Source organism: Pseudoalteromonas phenolica (assembly GCF_005886345.1).
GTDB lineage: Bacteria > Pseudomonadota > Gammaproteobacteria > Enterobacterales > Alteromonadaceae > Pseudoalteromonas > Pseudoalteromonas phenolica_A.
In genome coordinates this window covers 24,703-51,472 of the sequence record NZ_PNEC01000007.1, presented here as the reverse complement: position 1 = coordinate 51,472, position 26,770 = coordinate 24,703, and the positions used below count along the sequence as shown (strand labels likewise).

Here is a 26,770-nt window from a genome sequence, read left to right as displayed (position 1 = left end):
TTTGGTAAAACGAGTCCTAAGATGTAAGCGGCTTTATGCGAATGCTAAAAACTCAATTGAGACAGGTCGAATACTATACCCTCCCCAATTTTGAGGTTTTGTTACTTCCTAACCTTCAAATGTTTGTTGAGTTTTATCAAACTGCTCAACTAATGCTGACTCTGACGATAGCGGCTGGCTTTGTTCGCAGCTTAATGTGGTTAGTTGTGCTGAACGCGAACGTGTCTGCCAAAACTGTATTGCTGCTTGCTCTGATATCTATTCAGCTAGTCCGACAACTCTTACTTGTTGGCCTATGTGATCCCACCATACGCTCAGTGAAACTTTTGGGTTGCGACTAATTTCTTGCAGACGGCATGACCATACCTGGGTTTGATGACTGGCAAATTATTCACACACCGGGGCACACTGACGGAGACATTGCCGCTTTTCACATACCTGCAAAAAGAGTTTACATTGCTGACTTAATTGTAAAAGTCAAAGGCAAGTTTATTGCGCCTTATCCACTGTTCTATCCGCGTTGCTACCGAAGGTCATTACAAGCGATTGAGTCATTGCAACCTGAGTCCGTGATATTAGCCCATGAGGGAGAAATTAATTTTTCAGACATAGACTTTCAACACCTTATCGACTCCGCGCCTTCCAAACCAGTAACACACTGGCGCTCAATAAAATATAAAGCTAAAAAAGTATTCAATTCCATATCATAATACCATAATTTTTCATTCAAAAACGTTACTTTCTAACTAAACCACATCGTTTCAATATCTGTAACAGAAAAACTTAATGCAATGTTTTAAATAGCTATTTTATTAGTTCTCAAACAAAATAAATATGTTAGTCTGGCGTTATAAAAGCTCAGCGCTTGAGTTAATCACAGTAGTTATAATGGAATAAGTGCAAATTGAAAAATAAAGTGTCAATCATTTATGTAGAAGATGATGCAAGCAGTGCTGAAATTCTTACGCTTTATTTAGAACGTCAAGGATACAAAGTTAATCATTTTGATAATGCCGCTGATGCTAAACGTGCATTGGCTAATCTTAACTTTGACCTCGCGATTTTTGATATCATGCTGCCCAAAGGCGATGGGATGGAGTTATTACAACTCGCCGTTTCCAAACAACTTCCCAGCATTATGGTAACCGCTAAAATAACCGAGTCAGAAAGGTTACTGGGATTCGAGCTGGGCGCGGATGATTATGTATGCAAACCCTATAGTCCCAGAGAAGTTGTATCAAGAGTACAGGCTTTATTAAAGCGCACTCAAAAACCTAATATGGTTGTTGATACTTTAAAGTTTGGCAAACTTGAAATATCACCGCATAATAAACTGGTTACTCTGGCATCTAAGCCTTTAAAATTAACGGCTTTAGAGTATGCGCTGTTGATCTGTTTAGCCAAAAGACCACTGCAAATTGTATCGCGTGAACAACTCATTACTTTAGTTTGGCAAGGTGCCACCGACATTACTGATCGAACAGTAGACACCCATTTAGCTAACTTAAGAAAAAAATTGGCTGACAGTAAAAAGTCACCAATATTTATTGCCACTCACTATGGCCAAGGTTATCAATTTATAGCGAGTAAAACAGCGTGAAACTAAAAACGAAATTTACGCTTTTGGTAGCAAGCTGCACTTTTTTACTGCTTGGCAGCTATTACTTAATGTCAGTGCATTCAGCCAGTAATGCATTCACTGAGTTTAATCAACAAAGTGCCGTTATGATGAGTAGTGACTTACTTGATGAAGATGATGTTGATGAAACGCTAAATAAACTTGATTCTGCCTTACCCATACCAAAGTTATTAAAACAGCTATCAACTTTGTTTGATAAACAACTATTTATTATTGTAGACGAACATAACCAGACTACTTTACCTGAGTCTGCTAAAGACTATAAAGCTCAATATATTACAGTAAATAATGGGCATCAATTCACGATATCACAGTCAAAACAAAGGCTACTGATTCTTCAATTTACGCATACCCAATTAAAATTAGACCGCAAAGCTAAAAAGTATAAATTGTTTTGGTTACCCAAGCAGTTACTGGCTCGAAAACAGCATGAATCAATGATGATGCAAAATCTCTCTGACCAATTTATGCTAAATCTGTTCGGCTTATCTATTATCGCGGCAATTTTGTCATGGTTCGGTGCATGGTATTTTTTAAAACCTCTTTCTCAACTTAAAAACAACTTTGAAAATATTGAGAAGGGTCATCTAGATACTCGCATTGACGTGAATAACCAAGATGAAGTGTCAGATATTTTATCGAGTTTTAACCGCCTTGCAGCTTGGCTGCAGGGGTTACATCAACAATATAAGCAGATGAACTCGGACCTGTCCCATGAACTTCGAACTCCACTAAACGCGATGCAATCTCGCATTGAAGCTATGGAAGATGGCATTGTTCCGATATCAAAAGAACAATTAGCCTTATTATCCAAAGAGCTCACTTCAATAAACCAACTGATTGATGACTTAAGTTTATTGTCGCTTACCGAGTCAAATCAACTCAAACTGCAACCCGAAGAGGTTAATCTTTCTGAGTTAATGGGTAGATTGAAAACAAGATATACACTGCAAGCACAACGTGATGGTGTGACGCTGATTAGTGAAATTCAAGAGAACATATTCCACTATGTGGACGAGCTTAGGCTTCGTCAAATCCTCATTAATCTGATAGATAACGCGTTTAAATACGGTGCTGATGGAAAAAAAATTCAGATCACATTGACCCGAGCTAGTTCAGGCATAGAAATCGTCATTCAAGATTATGGAAAAGGGATCAGCCTAGAACAACAAAGATCTATCTTTGAACGCTTCTATCGTGTTCAAACTTCAAGAACAGATAACAATAGTCTTGGTCTAGGTCTGCCAATTTGTAAGCAGCTAACCTCACTCATGGGCATTGCATTAGAGTTAAAAAGCGACCTAAACCAAGGAACAAAATTTAAATTAACACTATCTTGCTCCTCTTGATAATTGCTTGACAATTACCTTGTAAATTCACTTCAACGCAACAGAAAGTAGGTGAATTATGAAAGCATTATTGACAATTTTAACAACCTTAGTAATCACAGGCTGTGCCAATCAAAAATTAGAAAAAGAGGCGATTATCAGTACCAATGTACCAATGCACCTCACTGATAAAGGCCATATTTACGTGTCGACACAACTAAATGATGTTGAACGTTATCCGATGATCCTTGATACCGCAGCAAATATCGGTGTTATTCCAAATAGTCTATTGACCAAATTATCACCATCACAGGAGCGCATAGACCAAATTGAAGTGCAAGGTGCTGTAGGCAAAATGACACTCACCCAAGCAAGATTAAAAAACACTCAACTAAACAATATCCAAATAAGTGACTTAACATATATTGTGCAAGATCTTGATGGATTAAAAACGCACTCTCAATTGGTACCTGGCATTTTGGGTCATGGATTTTTATCTAGTTACTGTAATATTTATGACTTCACAAATAAGCAGGTAACATTCATAAGCAGCCAATGCCCTCACTCGAGTAAAGATAAATTAAGGGCTGTAGATTTCAGAATAGAAGACAACTTTATTAAAATTCATACTTGGTTCAACGGCCAAAAAGTAGATGCCATACTCGATACTGGCGCACCCACTAATGTGGTTAACTCAAAGCTTCATGACTTATTGAATGTTGCAATTTTAGAAGAAGATAAATTAAAAGGGTTACATAATAAAGGCGTCACTAAACATAAGCTTGCCAAAGTAGACTTTCAAATTGGCAGACACGCTGTCGTCAATGAAGAAAGCTTTCTAGCTGATATGCCAGTTTTCTCGGCTTTGGGTTATCAAGAACAACCTGTTTTACTGATGGGCCTGACTAACTTTAAGCAAAATAAATTAGTCATAGACTATCATGCTAAGAAGATCTACTTTTAAGCCAATGCTCATATAAAGTGTTGCTTCAATTTATGAATAACGTAAAAGAGACCGCGTTAATATACAGGTCTCTTTGTTAACTGTATGTCTAGGCAATTAGACTATTTAACTCCTAGCTCACGTCAAAGTAGTCAGCCGATTGAATCATCATCCCACTTTAAACTTGCATAAATAAAAAGTAAGACAATATTCAACCCTCCCCAAAAAAGAAACGCAAATAAAAATCCTTCTTATTTACTGTTAATTATGTATAATTGCCTTAGATTTAATTGTTATAAGCTCGCTGCACTCCTTAATGAAACTTTCAAATTTGCTTGGCACTGTCAGACAATGGCACTGGATCACATCTGCATTATGCCTTGTCGGTATGTTGTTATTTTCAGTGACGGGGATCACCTTAAATCATGCAGCAGATATTAAAGCGACACCTGTGATAACCACGTTAGAAATCGAGCTCAGTGAGGGCATTAAACAGACACTGAACAATCGAGAAAGCGGCCCACTTCCCCAAGCTGTTAGGCAATTTTTGATAAACGAACACAATATTGCTACACCAAAAACAGATGCTGAGTGGGATGACTATGAGGTGTATTTAGGTATGCCAAAACCCGGGGGAGATGCTTGGCTAACCATTGAGCTTGAAAGCGGTTTGCTCATCTATGAAAACACGAACCGCGGCGTAATCTCATACTTAAACGATTTACACAAAGGCCGCAACACCAGCGACGCTTGGCGATGGTTTATCGACTTTTTTTCAATCCTTTGCATCGTGTTTTCTTTGAGCGGTTTATGGCTGCTTGTACGCTATGCAAATCAACGTCCAAGCACATGGCCTTTAGTTGTTGCTGGTGCGATTTTTCCAGTTCTAATTTTAATACTCAGTGCACATTAAGGAATAAATATGAAACAAGTTATAGCCTCAGCCTTATTGGCTGTTGTTACAGCGCCAACTTTAGCGAGTGATATAAACATCTCGGTCGAGCTTCCAAGACTTGATGTTGCTGAATACCATAAACCTTACGTTGCAGTCTGGATTGAAAACAGTAAAAACAAGGTAGTGAGCAACTTAGCTGTCTGGTACGACGTTGATATGCGCAATAAAGAAGGCGAAAAGTGGCTAAAAGATATGCGTCAATGGTGGCGCAGAACGGGGCGTAACCTTGACTTACCTGTTGATGGTATGAGCGGGGCGACTCAAGGCCCTGGTACGCACCAGTTGAACTTTTCTCTTGCAGAAGCCAAATTAACAGATCTACCTGCTGGAAAATATCGCCTACGCGTTGAAGCTGCTCGCGAAGTCGGTGGCAGAGAACTCATTAATATTCCGTTCAACTGGCCGCAAGCAGACATGCAGACATTTAACAAATCGGGTAAAACCGAGCTTGGCGCCATTTCATTCACGATTAACCCATAGGACCCTCCCCATGAAAGTAAACTTTCTTAAGTCGCTATTATTAGCAGGTTTAGCTGCTAGTTGCTTTAACGTTAACGCACACCGAGCTTGGATTGTGCCACAAGAAACACAGCTATCAGGTGAAAACCGCTGGGTAAGTTTTGATGCCGCCGTTTCAAACGATATTTTCGTTTCAAATTATAATGCAGGTCGATTTACTGGAGTGAAAGTAAATAAACCTGATGGTTCAGCAACCCAAGTTGAAAACATGCACAAAGGCAAATACCGTCATGTATTTGACCTAGCATTAAATCAGCAAGGCACATATAAAATTTTCATGGAAACAAGTGGCTTGTATGCGCAGTGGAAAGAAAATGGCGAACCAAAATGGTACCCAGGTCGTGGCGAAGCTTTCTCTATGGCTGAGTTTGAAAAACGCGTACCTAAAAAAGCCGATGATTTAAATATTAGCCAATACGCTCGTCGTATGGAAACTTTCGTTACCTTAGGCGCACCAACCAATAAAACCCTAGAGCCAACGAATAAAGGTTTAGAGCTCGTTGCCATTACACACCCAAATGAACTTTATGCTGGTGAAGAAGCACAGTTCAAATTCTTAATTGATGGTAAACCTGCTGTCGGCGCTGAAATTACTGCAATTCAAGAAGGGACTCGTTTCCGTGATGCACAAGAAGAAATTAAAGCCAAAAGTAATGATGAAGGCATAGTGACACTAAAATGGAATGGTGCAGGTCGCTACTTCTTAGAAGCAGAATACGAAGACAGCCAAGCCAAATCCCCTGCTACTGTGCGTAAGGGGACTTATATTGCTGTGTTAGAAGTATTACCAGACTAATATGTTACTCGCTTCACCCGCTGTTCAAGCCAGCCTTATTTTAGCTGGCTACTCTGCTTTTACATTTTGGTGTTATCGCAAGCCACTCTTAACTTATTGGCAAAAAGTTAAAAAGCCGAAGGCTAACACCATTATTGCTTATGCCAGTGAAAGCGGTTCTGCCGCGCAACTGAGTTATGAGCTTGAGGCTAAATTCAATGCTCAGAGTAATCATTGTATTTGCCTGAGTTTAAATGAGTTGGCTCGATACCCACTGACCAATATCGATACATTACTTTTGGTGGTCAGCACATATGGTGAAGGTGAAGCGCCTGATAATGGTCGATATTTTATCGACCATTTAACCTCTCAACAGCCTAATTTAGCGCATTTAAAACATGCAATACTTGCTTTGGGAGACAGCGACTACAAACAGTTTTGTCAATTTGGCATTGATGTTAACGATGCGCTAAGTCACGCTAACAGTCAGAAAATTTTTGAACCTGTTTTGGTCGATAAGCTCGCTCCAGAAGCCATCTCAAGCTGGTATGAAAAACTGTCAGATAAAAACATACTAAAAAGAAATAAACTTGAAGATAGGGTACGAGTTCAACCTGACCTCCACTCAAAAAAACACACTCACGCACTCACTTTAACTAGTCGGCAACAAGTTAATGTAGGTAGCCCCGGCGCACCTTTGTTTGAAATAAACCTAAAAGTGCCTTCTGAGTTAAAATGGCAAGCTGGTGATATTGCACAACTTCATATTGATAACAAAGTGCGAGAGTACAGTATTGCCAGTGTACCTGAAGAAAACCAACTCACTTTATTGGTCAGAGAACAAAAACACCCAGACGGTAAATTAGGATTAGGTTCAGGTCACTTATGTCATCACACCGCCATTAACTCTGCCAATAATATCTCGGTGCGTTCAAACCCTAAATTCCATCCCATTGATGACGCCAATAAGCTTATTTTAATCGGTAATGGCAGTGGCCTTGCAGGTCTTCGTGCGCATTTAAAACACCGTGAAATCAAGCAACAAAAGCTAAATTGGTTAATTTACGGAGAACGATGTGCCAGTAACGACTTGCCTTGGCATGAGCAACTTACTGCTTGGTCAAAAACAGAACATTTGGCCCAACTCGACTTTGCTTTTTCCAGACAAACTTTAGATTCTCGCATAGAAGTTGGACAAAGCCATACAGGTTATGTGCAAGATGCGTTATTTGCACAAAGTGAACAACTAAAAACATGGATAACAGAAGGTGCTGCTATCTTAATTTGCGGCAGCTTACAAGGTATGGCCAAAGGTGTAGAAGATACTTTAATACAAATATTAGGCTCATCAGCGTTCGAACAGCTTAGCGAAGAAGGTCGATATAGGCGTGATGTTTATTAAGTGCATGTTCTAATTATTTATTTATCGTCTAAGAGAGTTAAAAATAAAAAAAGGAAATATTCACATATTTCCTTTTGCTCAACCAACTTAGCCTTATATAAATAAGGGAAACATTTCAGCTAAGTGATTATTGGAACTTCCTTCTTAGGTAGCTTAAAGGTACTAAAGCAGCTAACCACAGCGGTAAGCTACCACCACCTGAGCTCTCACTCTTTGGTATTTCTGTTTTTGTTGTTTGCGACTGCCCTGATGATTGTGTTGAAGAAGTTGAAGAAGATTGCTGAGTTGTTCCTTGCTCAAAATTAGCGGTTACCTCAGCACTGGCTCCTTGTTTGAAGCCACACCCCAAATATGATTGAGCAGCATGATAGAAAAAACGATTTGTATTAAACTCGCCTGTTGCAAGGTCTTTTAAACCATCTTGGTCGAAGTCGGCTACAGCAGTTGCAGTAAAACCGTCAGTACCTTTGGCTATTTCTTTAAGAGGTTCCATATTATTTTCATTTATTGAAAAACCTACTCTTAAGCTAAAAGGTCGGTAATTAGCGGTAACCACATCTTGAAGCCCGTCATTATCAATGTCAGCAATTGCTACACCATATGGAGCACCACTTTCGTCAACTACTTTAGGCGAAAAATCATTTAATTCTGAATAAATGACCACCTCACCATGTGCTATTTCAGCTGAAGCAATGCTTAGCTTCCCTGAACTATCAACATAACTATCTAAAGTTATACTTGCCCGATTAGAAAGTAACTTTGTTTCTTTAAAATCAGTTCCATCTTGAGAGTAAATTGCCGTTTTAGCTTCACTTATGCTACTAACTAATTGAAATAAATCACCACTGGTATTCGCTGAAAAGCTTGAAATAACAATCTGAGGCGCTTTCGACTCAGCTATTTTATAAACTGAAAAAGCATAAGGGCGTATACCAGGAAGTTTCAAATTTTCTGAGAATGTTAAAGCACCATTACCATCATTTAAATAAACTTTAATACTTGATTTACCAAAGTCACTAACAAATAAATCATCATAACCATCACCATTCCAATCAAAACTATCAAGTGCTGCAGGATACACTAAATCTTGTATGACAGTTCTTGTTTCAAAATCACCATTTCCTAGATTAACTGACTCTATAACGGTTCCGGAAAATAAACTAATGCCCATTAAGTCAGGTGTGCCATCATTATTTATATCCAAAGTTTGTAATGTTTTCGCTCCACCATTTGCGCCACTTATACTGTTTGATAATGCATCAAAACTCATCCCTTGACCAAAATCACACTCTTGCCCAGACCAATTCATAAACTGTGCTGAGTCAGAGTCACTTGGAAATAGAATGACATCATTACTCGAGGTATCTATTTTACAATTTTCAGTACAAGATGAATCTGAGTAGTTAACTGTGCCACCATTTGTCACAGTTAAGTCCACCTCATTAGCAAGACAATTTAGAGATACGCAAAGACCGATTAAAGACAATTTAGTTTTCATTTTTTTCCATCTTAAAAAGTAAAGTTTCATACAGAATGAAAACAACAAAGCTTGATTGCAATGAGGAGTTTATAAAGTTAATATTGAGTTACTATATTTATAATATTCATTAACTTATGAATCATAATTTCAAGATTAAAGACTACCAAATTGAACCAGCCACTAGTTCAGTAAGATTATTTAATCGTGAATTTAGGCTCGAACCCAAAGTAATGAGTGTTTTATGCTTGCTTGCACAAGAACCAGGTAAAGTTTTTAGTAAAACTGAAATTTTAGAGCATGTTTGGCCGAATCAAATTGTTGATCCCGAACTTGTCACTAGAGCTATTTTTGAGCTAAGAAAATTATTTTGTGATGATCCCAAACAACCTCAATATATAAAAACGATCCCTCGTAAAGGTTATATTCTCTTACCTTCCATTGAGTTTGTTGAAAAAAATACTGTTAAAAAAATTCATAGAAAACCATTCCTTTTAATCTCTCTCATCATCTTATGTGTCGGCACTGTCTTGGCTGCAAGCTACTGGGCAGTTGCACCTGCAGGGATTAAAACAACGGAAAAACTAATTTATTCACGCAATGATTCTTTATATCAAGTGATTAAAGACCCACAAAACAAAACCCTTGCCTTTGTTGCTGGTGAGCGGAATAACCATCATATTTTCGTCAAAGATCTCAATACAAATAAAATTAATAAAATAACCGAGCAAGCCAGTAACTACAGAGGTCTTACTCTTTTAAATGGAAAGCTTATTTCAATTCGGTGTCAAAAAGCATGTGAGCTTATTGAGTACGTGAATGAAGGTTGGAAAGTTTTAAGAAACTTTGAGCAACGCATTAATAACTTCACAATTAGCCCTGATGGTAAATATTTAGCGTTGAACTTCTTTGAAAGAGGCGAAAGCCTTATCGCTATTTTAGACCTAGATACACCGAACAGTGAGTTTGAATATACTGGGTTAGGTACTGAGACTAAAAGTCCTACTTTTATCAGTAACTCAGAGCTAATTTATATTGGTAATGATAAAGATAATAAAATCAACCTTGTGCGTTATGAACTACAGAATAATCAAGCCTCTTTTATTGAGACTCCCCTCACTAGGCTTTATGAGTTAACGCATATAAATCAAAACCAACTTGCCATTATTGGTAAGCATAAAAACGAGAATGGAGTGTGGTTATATGATTTAGCTGATAATAGTGTCAATTTACTAAAAGCTCTTACACCAGAAGAAACCATTCAAGATATACACAGCAATAACAACAGCTTATTAATTAATGCGCAAACCAGCCGTGTCGATATCTGGGTTCAAGAGCAACCTCATCTAGATATTAATCACCCAAGCCTCAATCTAAATGGTGTTTTATCAACTGATTCCAACAATTTATATTTTGCGTCAAATAGAACTGGTAGCTATGAGCTTTGGAAATCACAAGCTTCTGGCAGTACACGTTTATCCTCTGTCAAAGCTGATTTAATTGATAAAATCATCACTTCTAAAAATAGCGACCACATTGCCTTTACACTCTTCTCTGAACATAAAAAGTATCTCGTTGTTTTTTCTTCATCTGAATCAAAAATCATATTAAAAACAGAGATGCCCCACACAGCTAATTTAATTGGCTGGTCCGAGTTGGATGACGAAATATTTCTGAGTAACAAAAATGCGCAGTCATATGATTTAATGAGTTTTTCATTTCAAGACAAGACCTTAAGAACCATCGCGCTTGATGCGAGTTATGTGGCAACAAGAAATGAACGGGGATTAATTTACTATGACTTTATAAGCCGCTCGCTCATATTAAAAAATCAAAATAAACAAGCTACCTTATTAGAATTTAGCGACCTAGGTATTAGGCGTTTACCAAGTTGTTTAAAACTCGATGGTGACCTGCTTTATTACTGCGAGCGACAGCAAAGTTCGCAAGTTGTTTACAGTATCAATATCAACAATAAGCAACGAGAAACTGTCTCGGATGTTCCAGTGAATGTGTTCGTCACTGATGTGAAAGGCTCAGCCGTGGCCTATGACCTAAAATCGTATGGTCACTCAAACCTTTATGAAATAGAAATTTTATAAGTGCTTATTATAATCACGGCTCTTTTCTGGCAACTAACTGAAAACCGTCAGTGCTATAAACAATAAAAAGTGCAATCTGAGCGTCAGCCACGTATATTCGTCGTTTAGATTTTTATTCTACACAGTAAAACAATGCGCAATTTAATATTTTCGACTCTCGCCTTATCGGCAACGCTTTCTACAAATGCTTTTGCACACAAAACCCCTATCAAACTTAACTTTCTCGACGAATACATTATCTCTGCAGAGCTAAGCGTTGATGGTGATAAAGTTGGTGGTTTATCGAGCATTGAGTTCGTAAACGGCAAGTACTTAATGATTGCTGATGATTATGAAAAACCGCGCTATTTTCAGGCTAAAATCAGTATCGAAGGTACTGAGATAAAAAACACGAAAATCAGCAATATTACGTTCGAAAAGTCATTACCACTCATGGGCAATAAGTCGAGCAAGCGTGTTGTCGACCCTGAAAGTTTAATTCCTGCCTCTAAGCAAAACAGCATCGTCTGGACCAGTGAAGGCAGTGTGAAATACAACAAACCGCCTGCTATTTTTATGCAATCACTCACAGGTGACATAGACCAAACTCAAACTACTTTTACGCTACCAAGCATGTTTAACATCGGTAAAAACACCGGCCCACGTCATAACGCGGTGTTTGAAGGCGTAACAATCGATATGTCGGGTAAAGGTATTTGGGTGTCGATGGAAGGCGCGCTAAAACAAGATGGTGAAGAAGCCACTTTAAAACACGGCAGCATGGTGCGTATTTCACACTTTGATTTTGCCAGCAAGCAAATGCAAAAACAGTTCGCCTATTACGTTGAACCACTGGTAAACCGTAAAGGCGCTAAACCCGATGCATTTCGCACCACAGGTTTAGTTGAGATCTTACAAATCAGCGAACATCAATTTTTAACCATGGAACGCTCTTATACGTCAGGGTTAAAAGACGGTGGCAATAACGTGAGTATTTACTTGATCGATACGCAAGATGCAACTGATACATCGAACCTTTCCTCTTTAAAAAACCAGTCGTTTCAAGCCGCGAAGAAAACCTTAGTGTTAGATTTAGCAACGATTACCGACAAGTTAGGGTCGAAGCAGATTGATAACTTGGAGGGTTTAACGTTTGGCCCGACTTTAGCGAATGGCAATCGCAGTTTGCTGATGGTGGCGGATAATAATTTTAATGTGCACGGCCCGCAATTGAATCAGGTGCTTCTTTTTGAGGTTACGGATTAACGTGCAAAATACACGTTGAGAAGCAAGGTCCTGATTTCAGATAATAAGTGCGACACTCATAGAAAGGTGTAGAAGAGGAAGCCAGCTGCCGAAAGTGGTATCCTCTTCTCGCCAAAGAAACAAGCAATACTACTATGAGTTATCAGCAGTTGACCGAGGGAAGAAGATACCAGATTTCTACCCTTTTGGAACTGGGAATTTCAATTTCTGAAATTGCCCAAAAAGTAAAATGCCATCGTGCAAAGGTGTATCGTGAGTTAAAAAGAAATCAAACCCATGGGGGTTATTGCCCTCAGAATGCTCACATTCATTCTGTTAATAGGCGTAAAACAGCTCGCAAATATCGTATTCCGGCTGAGCGCATTGAATTTGTACGCTTGCTGCTTCGTATCGACTGGAGCCCTGAGCAAATTTCCAGTGTGCTTACAAGTGTAGGAGCGTGCGTTAGTCATGAGTGGATTTATCGTTATGTAGCTCTGGATAAACGACAAGGTGGTAAGCTCTATCGTCACTTGAGACAAAGACATAAGCGGTATCGTAAAGGTCTGAAAGATAAAGCGCCAACGATAAAAAATGCGGTATCTATTGATGAACGCCCATTAATTGTTGATAGCCGAGAACGATTTGGTGATTGGGAAATCGACACTGTATTAGGTAAGCATGGTACAGGTGCTATCGTGACCATTTTAGAACGTAAAAGTCGGTTCTATTTGACGAAGAAAGTGTCGTCAAAATCAGCAGATGCAGTAACCAAGGCGACAATAGAAATGCTTATGCCATTTAAAGGCTGTGTACACACAATCACGGCAGACAACGGTAGAGAGTTCGCGGGCCATGAGCAGATTGGAGCAGCACTTGATACTGACATATATTTTGCCCATCCATATAGCTCTTGGGAACGAGGTGCAAATGAAAACGCGAATGGTCTTTTGAGGCAATATGTGAAGAAAGGGTCAGACTTAAGACAGGTAACGGATGAGTATATTCAGTTTGTTCAATCAAGGATTAATAACCGTCCAAGAAAGTGTTTAGGGTTCAAGCAGCCGGCAGTTATTTTTAAAGAATTAGCCCTGGCCGCTTGATGTTACAGTGTGTCACACTTCTAAGTTGAATTCGGGGTTACTTTTGCGCAAGGTGAAATGAGTAATTTAAACTGCCGTTTGAAATAACGAAGAACTTACACACCATATGAGTATATAAATTATTTTCGGGTAAGGGCTATGCACTTTATAATAGGAGAGAAATATAATAATTGAGCGCTCAACACTTTATCATACTGTTTACTTGAGCCGAAAACTGCGAATATATTATAACAGAAAAGGTTAAATGTTATGAAAAAATAAATTTAAGAATGAAACAACAAGATATTTATAACCTTGTTGTTTCGGTATCAATTAACAGCAATATAGCTGATTTTAAGGAAATTAACTTTTAGTGAGGGCTTACACAACTTTTACCATTGTTACCACGACCTTCCATAAAACCACCTGAGTATGTATCTTGAATACCACCCACAATATTTTTTGTATACTCTTCAGATATTTTGTTTTTATTAAGCTGCTTTATATTTTTCTTGTTTAATTTTAATTTCATTATAATTTCCTTTTGATGTTTATTAAAAATTGTTTTTATATTATTGTTCCCAAGAAACAGATTTAAGCTATCCAATAAAAACTCAAAAGTCAAGACTTTCTAACCACTTATTAAAATAAAGAAATTTAATATCACAGAGAAGACCTCTTACTTTATTTTAACAATAACTTACAGCTAACCTTGAAGCTTTATTGGAGCGGCAACTTTATAAATATGTAAAAGCCAAAGTAAGTAAAAGAATTAGTTTAATTTTTATTAAAAAAGCTCTATCTTAAATTACTATTCCTAGCCTTTCGCTGATTAGTTTCGCTATCAGTTATTTAAAGATTACACAAAAAAGACAAGTATTTTATTGTGCGAGATTTGTCACAAAAACAACTGATGCTTCCCTTTTATCACACCCTGAGCAGAATGAATTGATGAGTAATGTGTACTATAAATGTGAAGATTTAAAGGGCCAGGTCTTGCATTTTGCAACCTTGTTTCAAGTCAAATAGGCAACTCCCTTTCCCCTTCTATCTCGCCTGAAAATAAGTAATTGATGAGTAATGTCAGCGCATGGATGCGCTGCAAGGCTGATTTAGTCCATGGATGGAAAGGTTAAAAGCCTATCGAAAATTAGAATTGCTCAATTCACCTTGCGCAAAAGTAACCTTGCTTCGCAACGTATATTTTGCACGATAAGTCGCTGCTACAGGAAGGCAAATTCTACAATTTTTGGTGACAGATATTGCACCTTAAAACCAATTCACAAATCCAACAGGCAACTTCCCTTCCCTTTTATCACCCCCTGAAAATAATGAATTGATGAGCAATGTGCTCGCATGGATGCGAGCCAAGCCATGCTTGTACATGGATGTACCTTCATGGCGTTTACGTTCATATCAATTTATTGTTTGAAGGAACTAGTGTGATGAAGGGCGCCGAGGGGTTCCAAGGGGAGACCGGCGGCAGCCTCCCCTTGGTTGTCGTCGCCAACGCGACAAAAGGTTAAATTGAAAACAGGTTTTAAACCTGTCGCGCTAAAGCACGACCTACACACGAAAAACTCAACTTATGCAATGTGTTTTTTACACTTATCAAATCTCTCTTCTAAATCCCCGACCTCACAAAACCCCAACGCCAAAGCAAAGGCTTCATTGTTTTCATTCACATAAAACAACGCCGGAAAACCACTCACTCTAAGCTGTTGCACTAAGCCCAAATGTTGCTGTAACTGACTTTCAGTTTCAGCCGATAACAACACCTTTTCAAACTCAGCGCCATCCAAGCCTATACTTAGCGCACATTCAACAAGCGTTTGTTGCAAAGACGGGTTTTGCGCTTTTTGATAATAGGCTGATTGAATGGCTTTAACCATGAGCTCTGCACTGTTGGGGCTTGAGGCTTCTGCTGCTATCACTATGTAAAACTATAGAAGTTATTAAATCCAAAAGATTAGAAATACTTCTAAATTGTTGTACTCGAGATGTTTTTACGTTAACGTGAATTTTGGAACGTTCTAAACAAAGGTTTGAAGACTAGAACGAATTCTTCAACCTCGTTTGGAAAACTCCAAGTTCCAAAAACTGAAAAGGAAAATATCTTTTAACCTTATTGATTTTGAGATTTGGTTATTTGATATCAATTTGCTCTTTTAGGTAACTAGAGTCATGGAGCGCCAGCTCCATTTTAAGGTGATACATGAATATAAAAGTAATTTTTCCTGTAATAGCTTTATAATGTGTAAGCGTATATCTATTCACTTCAAATGAAAGTGACACACATTCAAAGCAGGAATTTAAGATTAAAACGAATAGTGAAATAAAAGAGGGTGTTATTTCTAACATAGAAACTGAAGAATTAACCTCATCTATAGTAAAGGAACACTTAAGCCTATCTGAAGGTAAAGAAATTCAGTTAAAACCGCAAGCAACGTCACCTTCTATGTCTAATAGTGAAAATAAGCTGGCTGACGAGGAAGCATTTTTACTCGCTTTAGCAGACAAAATTGAGAGTAAAGGATTAATTGGTGACAAGATACTTAATAATATTCAGTCTAAGTTTGATGCTGAAGAAATAGATGCTGATTGGGCATATACGTTTGAAGAAAATATCTACTCTGCGGTAATGCAACAAGAAAACACGGACGTCACTATTTCACAAGTTGAATGTAAAACCTCCCTTTGCAAAGTCCAAGTAGATGCCATAACACAAGATAAAACTCTACTGGGTATGAAGTTTACAAAAATAATGTCCGAGCAATCGTGGAGTCAAGAATCTGGTTATTATTTTAATTATCTTTCATCAGGTAAGAACCTTGAAGTCATTATTACTCGTGATGAAAAAACACTTAATGAATTTTTCAATTAAGCTGCAACATCCTATTTCATATTGTGCAAAAGTAACCTTGCTATGCAATGTTGTTTTTGCACTTATCAAATCTCTGAATTAAATCCCCTACCTCACAAAACCCCAACGCCAAAGCAAACGCTTCATCATTGTCATTCACGTAAAATAACGCCGGAAAACCACTCACTCTAAGCTGTTGCACCAAGCCCAAATGCTGCTGTAATTGACTTTCAGTTTCAGCCGATAACAACACTTTTTCAAACTCAGTACCATCCAAACCTATGCTTAGCGCACATTCAACAAGCGTTTGTTGCAAAGACGGGTTTTGTGCTTTTTGGTAATACGCAGATTGAATCGCTTTAACCATAAGCTCTGCACTGTTGGGGATTAAGGTTTCTGCTGCTATCACGGCGCGACAGGCTGGGTAGGTAGAGCGATATGGGGTATTTAGCTGCCAATAATCGTGATTAAAACTCACTTGCGTGCGTTGCTCTATTTGCTGCCAGTAGCCGGCAATTGCAGTACGAAGGCTTTCATCCATTGGTTGGTCATTGTCAGGCGCGAGCCCACCCATGATCCAGTCAACTTTAATCTCTGGGTGCTGCTTTAAAAATGCCGCAAGCTCAGGCGCAAAGCCATAACACCAAGCGCACATGGGGTCGACCACATAAATAAACCGCATTGTTTTTACTTTCCTTTTAGCTTTTTATCTAGATTTTTAACTTAGAAGACAGTGTTCGAGTCGATAAAGATTAAAACACTTTTGCAAAGCGCATCTTATTGTCGAGTGACGTATCACCCGGCTCAATATCAATGATGTGATAGTGGTTTTTCACTAACATGGCGAGCATGGCTCGAAAGCGGTTCATGGTTTTAACCTGCACCGCTTGATAATTTTGTGCTTGCAACCAAGCTTCTTGTTCATTAAGCATTCTTTGTGCGAGACCTTGCCCTCGATGCTCAGGCATCACTGCACCTAACCAGCTATAAAAAACCGTGTCACATAGCGCATAACCCAATTTATATCCCACAGGTTGCTCATTGTGATAAGCCACCAGCAGTAAATAGGTTTTATCTGCTAGCCTTTGCTTTATGATTTCTAAGGTTTTTGGCGCGCCAAACTCAGGGATATTGGTTTCTATAACCAGAATATCACTGAGTTGACCTTGTTTAATTTCGTACATATTTGCTCTTCTATTAAAGCTAAGTACTTTTGTTCTTATCTTTCGATTTATCGTCTGATTTTGACGACGTTTCTGGTCGTTCAATTTTGCCACTTTTTACAAGTGCTTGATATAATTCTTCTAATGGCTCTGGAATATCATCATGATATTCTGGTTTTTCTTTAAGTAACTTAATTAATGCGCTTTGGGCGCCTGCTTCATCTTTGTTTTCTAGCTTTGCTAAAATATCTTTAAACTTGCCGTTTGGCTTGGCATTCAGCTCGGTATTTGGCTCAGACAAATTAGTGCCATACATAACTGGTGAGACAGGCTGAACAACTCGCGCTTTTTGCTCTGGTGCTGCGCGTTCAATTCTCGCGCCTGTGACTTCTATTCGTTCCATTTGCACGTCTTCAGCTAGCATTTCTACACGCTCAATTTGTGGGGCACTTTCTTGTGCTTGCTTCGCTTTTGAAATCGCTGGCACTTCAACTGATTCAACTGAAACTAACATAGGATCTTGGTAATACTGCCAAGGCGCTAACACGGCAACGGCGACGATTGCGGCTGCGAGCCCTGAATATTGCCACCACCTGCTTGAGGTTTTCGTCGCTTTTTGCGATCGTAATTTACTCTCTAAAACTCTGTTATCGTATTCTTTTTTATCAAAAGTATTATTTTCACCATTAACGGTATCTGCAGCACGCGCTAAAATAACGTCATCTATATGTTTGGGCGGCATTGCATCGTTATTTTGCTGATAAAGCTTGATGATTTCGTCATCACTAAATTGCTTATTCATGCTTGTCGTGCGCCTCCTGTTTCTGATGCGTCTACTTTGCGATGCAAACAATCTCTTAGCTGTGACATAGCATAGCGTAATCGTGTTTTCACGGTTTCGGGTTTTGCCTCAACAATTTCGCATACTTGGCTTGCGCTAAATCCGGCTTCATGGCGCAACAAAAATGCGTCTCTTTGCTGTGGTACCAGTAATTCTACACAGTGCTTAATCGCCCGTTGCAAGAAGTCATTATGTATCTCGCTTTCGTGATTGTCTTGGCTTGAACTTAGCACAGCAGGTGACTCACTATCGTTACTATTAAGCGCCTCATCAACCAATACTAGATGCTCACCGCGCGCGGTGTGTTTTCTGTGTTCATCAATCAACAAATTATGGGCGATGCGGTAAAGCCAAGTGCTGAACTTAGCCGCAACCGTATAACTGGCCCGATTATCGATGACTCTGAGCCAAATTTCTTGAAATAGCTCTTGAGCTTTAGCCTGATGCTTTGCACCTAATTGACGACACACATAACGATACATTGGTCCTTTATGTCGGCCGTATAACTCGGCAAAGGCGGCTTGGCAGCCTTTGCCATAGCTGAGCATCAGCGCTTCGTCCGTGTCTGATTGTAATTGCGCGATTTGAGTCATAAATATTAAAGTTTCTATGTATTAAAGTGCACTGGCCAATTCGACCAAGTTAACAAATTCACCGCGATAGTTAAACGGATCATCCCCTCTATTTGCCCGCGCAATACTGGCAATATCTTGATAGTTCATGTCACCAAGGTACTGGCTTTGTTTAAGCTTTTGAGCAAATGCTGCCACTGAGGTTGCAAATTTAAAGTCGGAGCTTGCGCTATTAAAGTCTGGTAACACCTGCTGTTTATTGACCACTTGGCTGATCAGTTTACTCTCAGTGTCGCCCGGTAATTTATAACGAATTTTCACATGAAGTAATTCATCACTGGTACTGACCATTTTCTTTTGCTGGTAACGCAGCTCATCCACTTGCCCTTTATTACCTGCTAAAGTCACTTCGTACAATGCAGTCACCGTATGACCTACCCCAATTTCACCGGCATCGACTTTATCGTTATTAAAGTCTTCGTCTTTTAATAAACGGTTTTGATAACCGATCAGACGATATTCTTTAACCTCAGCGGGATTAAACTCGAGCTGAATTTTTACGTCGTTGGCGATACTCTGCAGTGTGCCACTCATTTGTCTTAACAAGACTTTTTGTGCTTCATGTAGGGTATCAATATAAGCGTGATTACCATCACCTATGTTGGCTAATTGCTCCATCATGGCATCGTTATAATTGCCTCGCCCAAAGCCCAGTGTGGTTAATGAAATGCCTTGTTTACGCTGCTCTGCGATTAAATCTTTTAACGCATCGATACTTGTGGTACCAACATTAAAGTCTCCATCAGTGGCCAAAATGACCCGGTTCACACCACCCTTAATAAAAGCTTTTTTCGCTTCTTGATAAGCCATTTTGATACCACTTTCACCATAGGTGCCGCCCCCTGCTTTGAGTTCTTTTAAGGCATTTATGATGGTTTGCTTTTCTTTACCCTTAGTAGGACTTAACACCACCTGCACATTACCTGCGTACGTAACTAAACTCACGGTATCGCGGGCTGATAACTGCTTTACCATCATGGTTAGGCTTTGTACCAATAAAGGCAGTTTATTTTTGTCGTGCATCGACCCCGACACGTCGACTAAAAACACCAGATTCGATGGTTTTCTTTCACTTGCCGGTAAGTCATAACCTTGCAGGCCGATACGCAAAATATGGCGTTCATCATTCCAAGGTGCTGGGGCCAACTCTGTAAAAGTCGCAAACGGCTGCGATTTGTCTTCTGGCACGTTGTAGTTGTAATCAAAGTAATTAATAAAGGCTTCTTCGCGCACTGCATCGGTCGGTGGCATTTGCCCCATACTTAAATAACTGCGAATATTGGCGTAGCTGCCCGTGTCTACATCCACCGAAAAGGTCGATAAAGGCGTTGTTGCGGCTTGAAATACCCCATTGCTCTCGCTCGGTAGGTAATTATCACGCTCCTCAGGATGAGCAAAAAACTCAGGGGCTGGCGGCGCAATTCTTTTGCGCATTTCAGGCGCTGCAATCAATGCTTGTGGTTGACTAAGCTGCATATATTCAACGGCTCTAGCATTTGTAAGGTCATCGGCTTGCGCCTCTGTGATCTGACTCCCCGTCACCGTAATATTTTCTACGGCTTCTTGAGCTGTTCTACGCTCTTGTTGAGATTGTTCTTGGTTTTTTTGCGCCGTTTGTTCACTCTTGCAGTCTTGGTTCGAGCAGCCAGTCATAAGCAAAGAGCTAAACAAAGCGCCAAGGGTTAATGCAATTAAGGTTTTGTTGGTTTTCATATTCTGTCTCTTTTTATAGAAGGTTTACTGCTATAAACGGACGACTATGAATTAGGGGGTGAAATATTTTTAAAGTTTTTTCACCCCAGTTATTTTTGTTTTGATTAAGCCTATAAAAACAGGGTTTTAACTTGCTCTACAAACCATCTATTGGCCTGGTTACTGGCTTTTAGTGGATGCCAATAAAGCTGTAAATGATAGTCGGGCACCGTGATAGGTGGTGGTAACCGTGTTAGCTTTTGCCCTTGCTGTACTTGTTTGGCAACTTGAGTCGGCAGGGTTAATAAATACTCGCTGCCTGCCACTAGGTGCGGTGCTACAAGTACACTGGTTTGCTGACACGCAACATGACGTGTATGACCTAAATTCGCTAATACTTGGTCGACAATACCTTGTGACTCTCCCCACGGTGCGATGCGTATATGCTGCTCTTGTAAAAATTGCTCTAGAGACAGCGCATTTTTTATTCTCGGGTGCGCTTTACACACTAAGGTAATGTAACTGTCGCTGAACCAAGCAAGCTGCTCAACACCGGCTTGCGGGTGTTCATCATGCTGAAAGCCTAATACGAAATCTAAGTTTCGCTGCTCCAACTGTTCTTTAATTGGTAAAGGGCTGGCTGGCAAGATCTCAATCTGAATATGCGGCGCTTGTTTGGCAAAGTGCCGAGTTAGTTTAGGCAAAAAACAAAACTCAGTGTAATCGGTCGCGGCGATACGGAATGTTTTCTCACTGTGACTTGCGTCGAAACCGCTTGCTTGACCTAGTCCGAGTTCTAGTAACGGCAAGGCTTGTTTTACATACTGGGCTAATTGCTCAGCTCTTTCAGTCGCCTGCATTTGATTATTCACTCGAATAAATAAAGGGTCGTCTAGGCGCTTTCTCAGCCTAGCTAAGCCGTGACTAAACGCAGATTGACTTAAATATAACGACTCAGCGGCCTTTGAGACCGACCGATATTGATAAAGCTTATCGAACAGCAGTAATAAATTGAGGTCAAACTGTTTGAGATCCATAAACCTGCACCGTATTCATTTAACTATGAACATTATGCACTGGTTTCATTATTCTGTTCGGTTAATATTTAAAAAGTAAATAACGAGCGAATAAGACCCAAGAGGAAGCGCTATGTCACAACTTACCATTCGACCCGCAGAAGTCACCGACATCGACACCATTTTATATTTTATTAAAGAGCTCGCCATTTATGAAAAAGCAGAGCATGAAGTGTTAGCCACACCAGAAACCATTAAGTCGAGCATGTTCGCAGAGCACAGTGGTGTGCATGGTTTAATTTGTGAATTAGATGGTGAAGCCATTGGTTTCTCGGTGTATTTTTATAACTATTCAACTTGGCTAGCAAAGCCAGGTCTTTATCTTGAAGATTTATACGTGTCACCTGAGCATAGAGGCAAAGGCGCTGGTATTGCCCTACTTAAACGTTTAGCACAAATCGCCGTTGAAAAAGGCTGTGGCCGATTTGAATGGAGCTGTTTAGATTGGAATACGCCATCACGCGAATTCTACGAATCATTGGGCGCAGAGCCACAACATGAGTGGATTGGTTATCGCATGAGTGGTGAAACACTGGTGAATTTTGCAGAGAAGTAACTAAACAATGCGCGGCATAAAGCCGCGCCTACAGGTTGGGTTCGAGTAGGTTGCTGCTTTGTAGGCGCGATTTTATATCGTGCGGGATTACGTCCCTGTAGCATTGTCCTTCGGGTATCCATACCCTCACTTACTCGTGCTGCGGCACTACGTTCCGGTCACTCGTCACCCTTGCGCAAAAGTAATCTCGCTTACAGAGTACTTCTTAACAGTATATAAAACGGCTTATTCCACGTTGCGCAGAAATAACCTTGCTACGCAACAAACACTAGCCAGAGTGGTTAAACTCGCTCATTTCACCTTGCGCAAAAGTAATCTCGCGGAGCGAGATATATTTTGCACTTAGAACCCAAACGGGATGTTGAACGCGAAGAACGCGATTAATAAGCCAGTCCAGAACACTAAGAAGGTCAGTGAGTACGGGATCATCATGGTGATCACATCACCGAAACTCAGGTTTTTATTGTACTTACGCATAAACGCTAAAATAACACCGGCATACGTCATCATCGGAGTGATGATGTTTGTCGATGAGTCTGCAACTCGATACGCAGCAGCGACAAGTTCTGGCGTCATGGCTGGGTTTACTGCATACAGCATAGGCACGAAAATTGGGCCTAATAGCATCCACTTTGACGTAAGACCACCAACGAATAGGTTAATCAGAGCAGTGGTTAATACAAAGCCGATTATCAACATAATTGGTGAATCTTGTAACCCCATCGCAGATAAACCACTTGCGCCTAGATAAGTGATGTATGTGCCTAAGCCTGAATAACCTAAAATACCTAAGAAGTTATAACAGAAGAAGGTAAGCACTAAGATATAACCCATGGTATTCATTTGCGCGACCATGGCTTTTACTACGTCCATCAGGCTTTTGAATTTACCTGTTGCGACACCAAAAGCAGCACCCACAGAGGTAAAAATAAAGGTGATCAACAAGATCACATTATTTAAATAAGGCGTCACGGTTTTGCCCGCGTCATTTTCGTATGGAGCTAGCGGCCCTAGCGCCAATAAAACCACTACGCCAATTGAAGCAAGTAGACCCCAAAATGCGGCACGAAGACCTTTTTTCTCGTCTTCAGTCACTGAAAAATCAGACAAGTCCATACCCTCAGGTAAGTCATAAGGCATATCTTTAAACTTAGGTTCGATGAACTTCTTGGTTACCCATGCACCTAATCCCACCAGCATAAAGGTCGAGACAAAAATAAAGTAGTAATGCATGGTTGCTGGCGTAAGTGCACTGCCATCTGCCGCTTGGAAAGGAATGCCTTGAGATTCAGCAAAAATTTGTGCATTCAAACCAATGATCACATCTACTGGCGTGGCTGGGATTAAGTTGGCACTGAACCCCGCTGATACACCGGCAAATGCAGCCGCCATACCTATCATTGGGTTTTTACCAAGGCCCGCATATAAGAGACCTGCCAAAGGAATAAGAATAAGGTAGCCCGCATCGGTTGCGATTGAGCTCATGATCCCTAAAAAGATAAGTGCAGGCGCTAGAAACTTTTCATTTAAACGTGTGCCAATTTTCTTAATAAGGGCATTGAATAAGCCTGAGCTTTCAGCTACCCCTACACCTAACATCACGATTAAGATAACCCCTAATACGCCGCCACCAAAACCGAGCCAGTTGTTCAGCAGGGCATTATCAAACACCCAACGCACATGTTCCGCCTCTGTCATATTTTTGATGGTATGCGTTATTGCGCTGCCATCAGCGCTTTGTGTTTCGAACGTTAAACCGCCTATTAATGCGGTTAAAGCAAATACGAATACCAAAAACCACATAAATATAATAATGGGATCGGGTATTTTTTTACCTGCCTTTTCAATAAATGCAACGATACCACCGCTACTTGGCTGAGCTACTTCACTTGTCGACACTTTTTACTTCCTATATTAAATATTTATTATTTTATTTCTGATCTAACAATCTACATAAAAGTTAGAATTGTAAAAATGAGGGTAGTTTAACAATTTATTCACAGACTAAAAATAAACCCGATAAAACCACATAAGAAAGAGATAATTTAACAATTATACTTTTAATTTATCTTTAACTTCTCTAGAAGAGGGCGGCTACGGTTTGAAACGTAGCCGACTGAAAACGAGTTTTAGGTATGAATATAAGTCGCTATTAACTAAATGATTCCCAAGGACCTGTAATAGCGAGGGTTTTAGTCGGGGAGTAAAGGTTTACAAATAACGTTTTGCCGTCATGGGAGAAACACGCTCCTGCAGGCTCTGTTTGAATGTGAAGCTTTGCAAACGGATAAACTGCACCTTTTGGTGTCACCCCTCTTAAAAAGTTTCGGGTTACATCGGTATATTGGTCTTCACACACTAATAAATGGCCTTGTGGAGTCACAGTTAAGTTGTCACCAAAGTTATACTGACTACCATCTGTGCTCTCAACAAATAACTGTAATAAGCCTGGGTGCTGAGATTCTTGCGCTGTGCCCTCAAAGGCAGATGGCTGATAACGCATAACTTGACCAAACTGTTTTTGACCTCCATTAGTACAACAGAAATACAATTCATTGGTGCCAAAATGAATGCCTTCACCACGCGCAAACAGCGCAGCGCCCGCTTCATAACCCTGTTCGCGTAAATCATCATTGGGACTTTCTGGGTTTGAAAGCGTGATCCATTCAACCTCTAACCAATCACCCAGTGCCATGCTGTTTTCAGCCCAGTTTCGAGTATCAAACTTTGGCTTTTGTTTAACGACAAGGGCTTGTAATGTTCCCCCTTCACTTAACTGGCCTTTTACTTTTGGCATAAAGCGATAAAGTAGGCTGTCGCCTCTGTCTTCTGTCAGATAAATAATGCCGGTTCTTGGGTCGACAGCAGCCGCTTCATGGTTGAAACGACCCATCGCGACTAATGGTTTGGGCTCTACCAAACCATTCGCCTCTGCAGGTACTTCAAAAATATAACCATGATCTTTCGAAATATTACCATCGGGGCGATCGACTGACTCTTCACAAGTTAACCAAGTGCCCCAAGGGGTTGTACCACCCGCACAATTTCTGATAGTGCCAATCAGGCTCATGTATTGTTTTTCTATCTCTTGCGTTTTTAGATTGTAAACCAATGTTGAGGTTCCACCCGGTAGTGCTGTACCAGACTTTAAATTATCGTAACTTTTATTAGATTGAAAAGACTGCCATGGCGCTGCTGACTTTTTCACGTGCTTTTGAGCCAGCTCATGATTTCGAATCAAAGCGACACGGTCTTCATCTAATTTGATACACCCCATACCATCTGCATTGTCTGGTACAGGCATACCATCATCCATCTTATCGCCGAGTTGTGAGATCACTTGATAACTAAACCCTGGCGGCAAGTCTAGGATGCTATTTTTGTCTGAAACTAAATCGCCATACCCTGATGACAGCGGCATGTCGGCCAAAGCCGCACTATCGCCTTCTTTACCGCGACAGCCCATCATGTTGACGGTTAACCCCGAAAAAGCCAATGCCGCAGCACTGAATGTAAATTGTCTACGTGAGACCATTTATTCCCCCCAAATTTAAATTCGTACAATTACTCTAAGTATTTTGTGATAATGTAACAAAAGCACACCATTTTCAAGATTGTTTGTATCACTTAAACTTCGACTCAGATGATCTTTGCGCTAGATTAGACAAGTTATTTACAAAGCATGTGAACAGAGTCGAACTATATTTTGATATCTTTAGGTTAGATTTTATAGATGAGGCATGAACATTGAGGTAAAATTGCGCGGTCTGTATTACTTTCACTGTTTTACACAATAAAGCTACTTTTTTATTTGCGCTTAATATGAGGTCATAATGTTTACTGATACGCTTTTAACGATTCTCGTTATCTACTCATTTGCTTTTTTCATTACTGGTATTTTGATGATTATTTTAGAACCTAAAGATGATGAAAATCGCTACCAACAAAAAGTAACTGAATACTCAATGCTTGCCATTGGCTCGGTAGCGACCTTGTCATTTTCTTTATTTAGCCTGACTGGCTTTTAAGCACATTCAAGCTTCATCTCAACCAAAGAAGGCTCGAAGCCTAACTTCTTATAAGCGTTAATCGCAGCTTGATTTTCCGCATATACATCTAGATAAAAGACGTCGATGCCTTGTGCTTTTCCCCAACCAATCAAGGCATCCATCACTAAACGGTTAAAGCCTCGACCACGATACTCTGGTAATACGAACATAAAGCCGAGGTAACCATGTTCTTGGTGTGACAGAGACTTTTTGCTGGGTCTAATTTGAATGTAACCCGTGGCAATAATCTCGCCTTTTTCTTCTAACACCAGTAATTGGCTATTTATGTCATTTATTAATGACGGCAAATCATAGTAAGTGGCCTTTTTTTCTTTTATGTGTTTGTTAAAAGGACGTTCAGCTTCTACTACGGCTTGTTCAAAGTGCAATAAATCGGTTAAATCATCCTGAGTTGCGATTCTTAAGTGCATGTATTTACTTCTTATTTTGTT

At 39.8% G+C, this 26,770-nt stretch carries 26 protein-coding genes; 14 read left to right on the top strand and 12 right to left on the bottom strand.

The annotated features are described in order from the left end of the window. Positions 1 to 356: 356 nt before the first annotated feature. The 8 genes from CWB72_RS03670 to CWB72_RS03635 all read left to right on the top strand — a co-directional run bounded on the left by CWB72_RS03670 (position 357) and on the right by CWB72_RS03635 (position 7,561). Positions 357 to 710 (top strand): hypothetical protein, encoded by a 354-nt coding sequence (locus tag CWB72_RS03670; protein WP_138629337.1) that lies wholly within the window; start codon positions 357 to 359, stop codon positions 708 to 710. Positions 711 to 904: 194 nt separating this feature from the next. Then, positions 905 to 1,600, top strand: coding sequence for a response regulator transcription factor (locus CWB72_RS03665; RefSeq protein WP_138629336.1), 696 nt, complete (start codon positions 905 to 907; stop codon positions 1,598 to 1,600). Between the two features lie 68 nt (positions 1,601 to 1,668). Beyond that, on the top strand, positions 1,669 to 2,988 hold the full coding sequence (locus tag CWB72_RS03660; RefSeq protein ID WP_252371491.1) for a sensor histidine kinase: 1,320 nt from the start codon (positions 1,669 to 1,671) through the stop codon (positions 2,986 to 2,988). Between the two features lie 58 nt (positions 2,989 to 3,046). After that, entirely contained in the window at positions 3,047 to 3,931 is an 885-nt protein-coding gene (locus CWB72_RS03655) for an aspartyl protease family protein (RefSeq protein WP_138629332.1), read from the top strand. Between the two features lie 295 nt (positions 3,932 to 4,226). After that, positions 4,227 to 4,823 (top strand): PepSY-associated TM helix domain-containing protein, encoded by a 597-nt coding sequence (locus CWB72_RS03650; RefSeq protein WP_138629330.1) that lies wholly within the window; start codon positions 4,227 to 4,229, stop codon positions 4,821 to 4,823. A 9-nt stretch (positions 4,824 to 4,832) separates the two neighbouring features. Continuing rightward, entirely contained in the window at positions 4,833 to 5,345 is a 513-nt protein-coding gene (locus CWB72_RS03645; protein ID WP_138629328.1) for a DUF2271 domain-containing protein, read from the top strand. 10 nt (positions 5,346 to 5,355) lie between these two features. Continuing rightward, the gene (locus CWB72_RS03640; protein WP_138629326.1) at positions 5,356 to 6,180 is read left to right on the top strand and encodes a DUF4198 domain-containing protein; all 825 of its coding nucleotides are present in this window, start codon (positions 5,356 to 5,358) and stop codon (positions 6,178 to 6,180) included. A gap of 1 nt (position 6,181) precedes the next feature. Beyond that, positions 6,182 to 7,561, top strand: a complete 1,380-nt coding sequence (locus CWB72_RS03635) for a flavodoxin domain-containing protein (protein WP_138629324.1) — start codon at positions 6,182 to 6,184, stop codon at positions 7,559 to 7,561. A gap of 127 nt (positions 7,562 to 7,688) precedes the next feature. On the opposite strand, the gene CWB72_RS03630 is transcribed toward CWB72_RS03635, so the two are convergent. Further along, positions 7,689 to 9,059 (bottom strand): FG-GAP-like repeat-containing protein, encoded by a 1,371-nt coding sequence (locus CWB72_RS03630; RefSeq protein WP_171037214.1) that lies wholly within the window; start codon positions 9,057 to 9,059, stop codon positions 7,689 to 7,691. Positions 9,060 to 9,175: 116 nt separating this feature from the next. On the opposite strand from CWB72_RS03630, the gene CWB72_RS03625 reads away from it, so the two are divergent. The 3 genes from CWB72_RS03625 (at position 9,176) to CWB72_RS03615 (ending at position 13,467) form a co-directional block, all read left to right on the top strand. Further along, positions 9,176 to 11,140, top strand: a complete 1,965-nt coding sequence (locus CWB72_RS03625; RefSeq protein WP_138629320.1) for a winged helix-turn-helix domain-containing protein — start codon at positions 9,176 to 9,178, stop codon at positions 11,138 to 11,140. 132 nt (positions 11,141 to 11,272) lie between these two features. Continuing rightward, positions 11,273 to 12,385 (top strand): esterase-like activity of phytase family protein, encoded by a 1,113-nt coding sequence (locus CWB72_RS03620; RefSeq protein WP_138629318.1) that lies wholly within the window; start codon positions 11,273 to 11,275, stop codon positions 12,383 to 12,385. Positions 12,386 to 12,519: 134 nt separating this feature from the next. Then, entirely contained in the window at positions 12,520 to 13,467 is a 948-nt protein-coding gene (locus CWB72_RS03615) for an IS30 family transposase (RefSeq protein ID WP_138629316.1), read from the top strand. A 349-nt stretch (positions 13,468 to 13,816) separates the two neighbouring features. Here CWB72_RS03615 and CWB72_RS20505 read toward each other — a convergent pair whose 3' ends face one another. Both CWB72_RS20505 and CWB72_RS03610 read right to left on the bottom strand, forming a co-directional pair. Continuing rightward, positions 13,817 to 13,978, bottom strand: coding sequence for a hypothetical protein (locus CWB72_RS20505; RefSeq protein ID WP_171037213.1), 162 nt, complete (start codon positions 13,976 to 13,978; stop codon positions 13,817 to 13,819). 1,054 nt (positions 13,979 to 15,032) lie between these two features. Beyond that, positions 15,033 to 15,380, bottom strand: a complete 348-nt coding sequence (locus tag CWB72_RS03610) for a DsbA family protein (protein WP_252371490.1) — start codon at positions 15,378 to 15,380, stop codon at positions 15,033 to 15,035. Between the two features lie 524 nt (positions 15,381 to 15,904). On the opposite strand from CWB72_RS03610, the gene CWB72_RS03605 reads away from it, so the two are divergent. Beyond that, positions 15,905 to 16,330 carry a hypothetical protein gene (locus tag CWB72_RS03605; RefSeq protein ID WP_138629314.1) on the top strand — a complete coding sequence of 142 codons (426 nt, stop codon included), beginning with the start codon at positions 15,905 to 15,907 and terminating at the stop codon, positions 16,328 to 16,330. Positions 16,331 to 16,370: 40 nt separating this feature from the next. Here the strand turns inward: CWB72_RS03605 and CWB72_RS03600 are convergent, their stop codons facing one another. The 6 genes from CWB72_RS03600 to CWB72_RS03575 form a co-directional block, all read right to left on the bottom strand. Then, positions 16,371 to 16,991 (bottom strand): DsbA family protein, encoded by a 621-nt coding sequence (locus CWB72_RS03600; RefSeq protein ID WP_138629312.1) that lies wholly within the window; start codon positions 16,989 to 16,991, stop codon positions 16,371 to 16,373. 70 nt (positions 16,992 to 17,061) lie between these two features. Then, complete coding sequence (locus CWB72_RS03595) at positions 17,062 to 17,493, bottom strand: GNAT family N-acetyltransferase (RefSeq protein ID WP_138629310.1); 432 nt, start codon at positions 17,491 to 17,493, stop codon at positions 17,062 to 17,064. A gap of 19 nt (positions 17,494 to 17,512) precedes the next feature. Next, a complete protein-coding gene (locus CWB72_RS03590) occupies positions 17,513 to 18,274 on the bottom strand; it encodes a hypothetical protein (RefSeq protein ID WP_138629308.1) in 762 nt (253 codons plus the stop codon). After that, positions 18,271 to 18,906: a sigma-70 family RNA polymerase sigma factor gene (locus tag CWB72_RS03585; protein ID WP_138629306.1), complete on the bottom strand. Its 636-nt coding sequence runs from the start codon at positions 18,904 to 18,906 to the stop codon at positions 18,271 to 18,273. Before CWB72_RS03585 ends, CWB72_RS03590 begins: the two co-directional genes overlap by 4 nt. A 21-nt stretch (positions 18,907 to 18,927) precedes the next feature. After that, entirely contained in the window at positions 18,928 to 20,658 is a 1,731-nt protein-coding gene (locus CWB72_RS03580) for a vWA domain-containing protein (RefSeq protein WP_212747873.1), read from the bottom strand. A 110-nt stretch (positions 20,659 to 20,768) separates the two neighbouring features. Continuing rightward, on the bottom strand, positions 20,769 to 21,674 hold the full coding sequence (locus CWB72_RS03575; protein ID WP_138629304.1) for a LysR family transcriptional regulator: 906 nt from the start codon (positions 21,672 to 21,674) through the stop codon (positions 20,769 to 20,771). Positions 21,675 to 21,786: 112 nt separating this feature from the next. Between CWB72_RS03575 and CWB72_RS03570 the strand changes: the two genes are divergently transcribed. Beyond that, the gene (locus tag CWB72_RS03570; protein ID WP_138566718.1) at positions 21,787 to 22,269 is read left to right on the top strand and encodes a GNAT family N-acetyltransferase; all 483 of its coding nucleotides are present in this window, start codon (positions 21,787 to 21,789) and stop codon (positions 22,267 to 22,269) included. A 342-nt stretch (positions 22,270 to 22,611) separates the two neighbouring features. Here CWB72_RS03570 and CWB72_RS03565 read toward each other — a convergent pair whose 3' ends face one another. Continuing rightward, positions 22,612 to 24,168 carry an AbgT family transporter gene (locus tag CWB72_RS03565; RefSeq protein ID WP_138629302.1) on the bottom strand — a complete coding sequence of 519 codons (1,557 nt, stop codon included), beginning with the start codon at positions 24,166 to 24,168 and terminating at the stop codon, positions 22,612 to 22,614. 253 nt (positions 24,169 to 24,421) lie between these two features. Then, a complete protein-coding gene (locus CWB72_RS03560) occupies positions 24,422 to 25,804 on the bottom strand; it encodes an alkaline phosphatase PhoX (RefSeq protein WP_138629300.1) in 1,383 nt (460 codons plus the stop codon). A gap of 298 nt (positions 25,805 to 26,102) precedes the next feature. On the opposite strand from CWB72_RS03560, the gene CWB72_RS03555 reads away from it, so the two are divergent. Next, positions 26,103 to 26,297 carry a hypothetical protein gene (locus tag CWB72_RS03555; protein WP_130256064.1) on the top strand — a complete coding sequence of 65 codons (195 nt, stop codon included), beginning with the start codon at positions 26,103 to 26,105 and terminating at the stop codon, positions 26,295 to 26,297. On the opposite strand, the gene CWB72_RS03550 is transcribed toward CWB72_RS03555, so the two are convergent. Beyond that, positions 26,294 to 26,749, bottom strand: coding sequence for a GNAT family N-acetyltransferase (locus CWB72_RS03550; RefSeq protein ID WP_130256063.1), 456 nt, complete (start codon positions 26,747 to 26,749; stop codon positions 26,294 to 26,296). The genes CWB72_RS03555 and CWB72_RS03550 overlap by 4 nt on opposite strands. Positions 26,750 to 26,770: the final 21 nt, after the last annotated feature.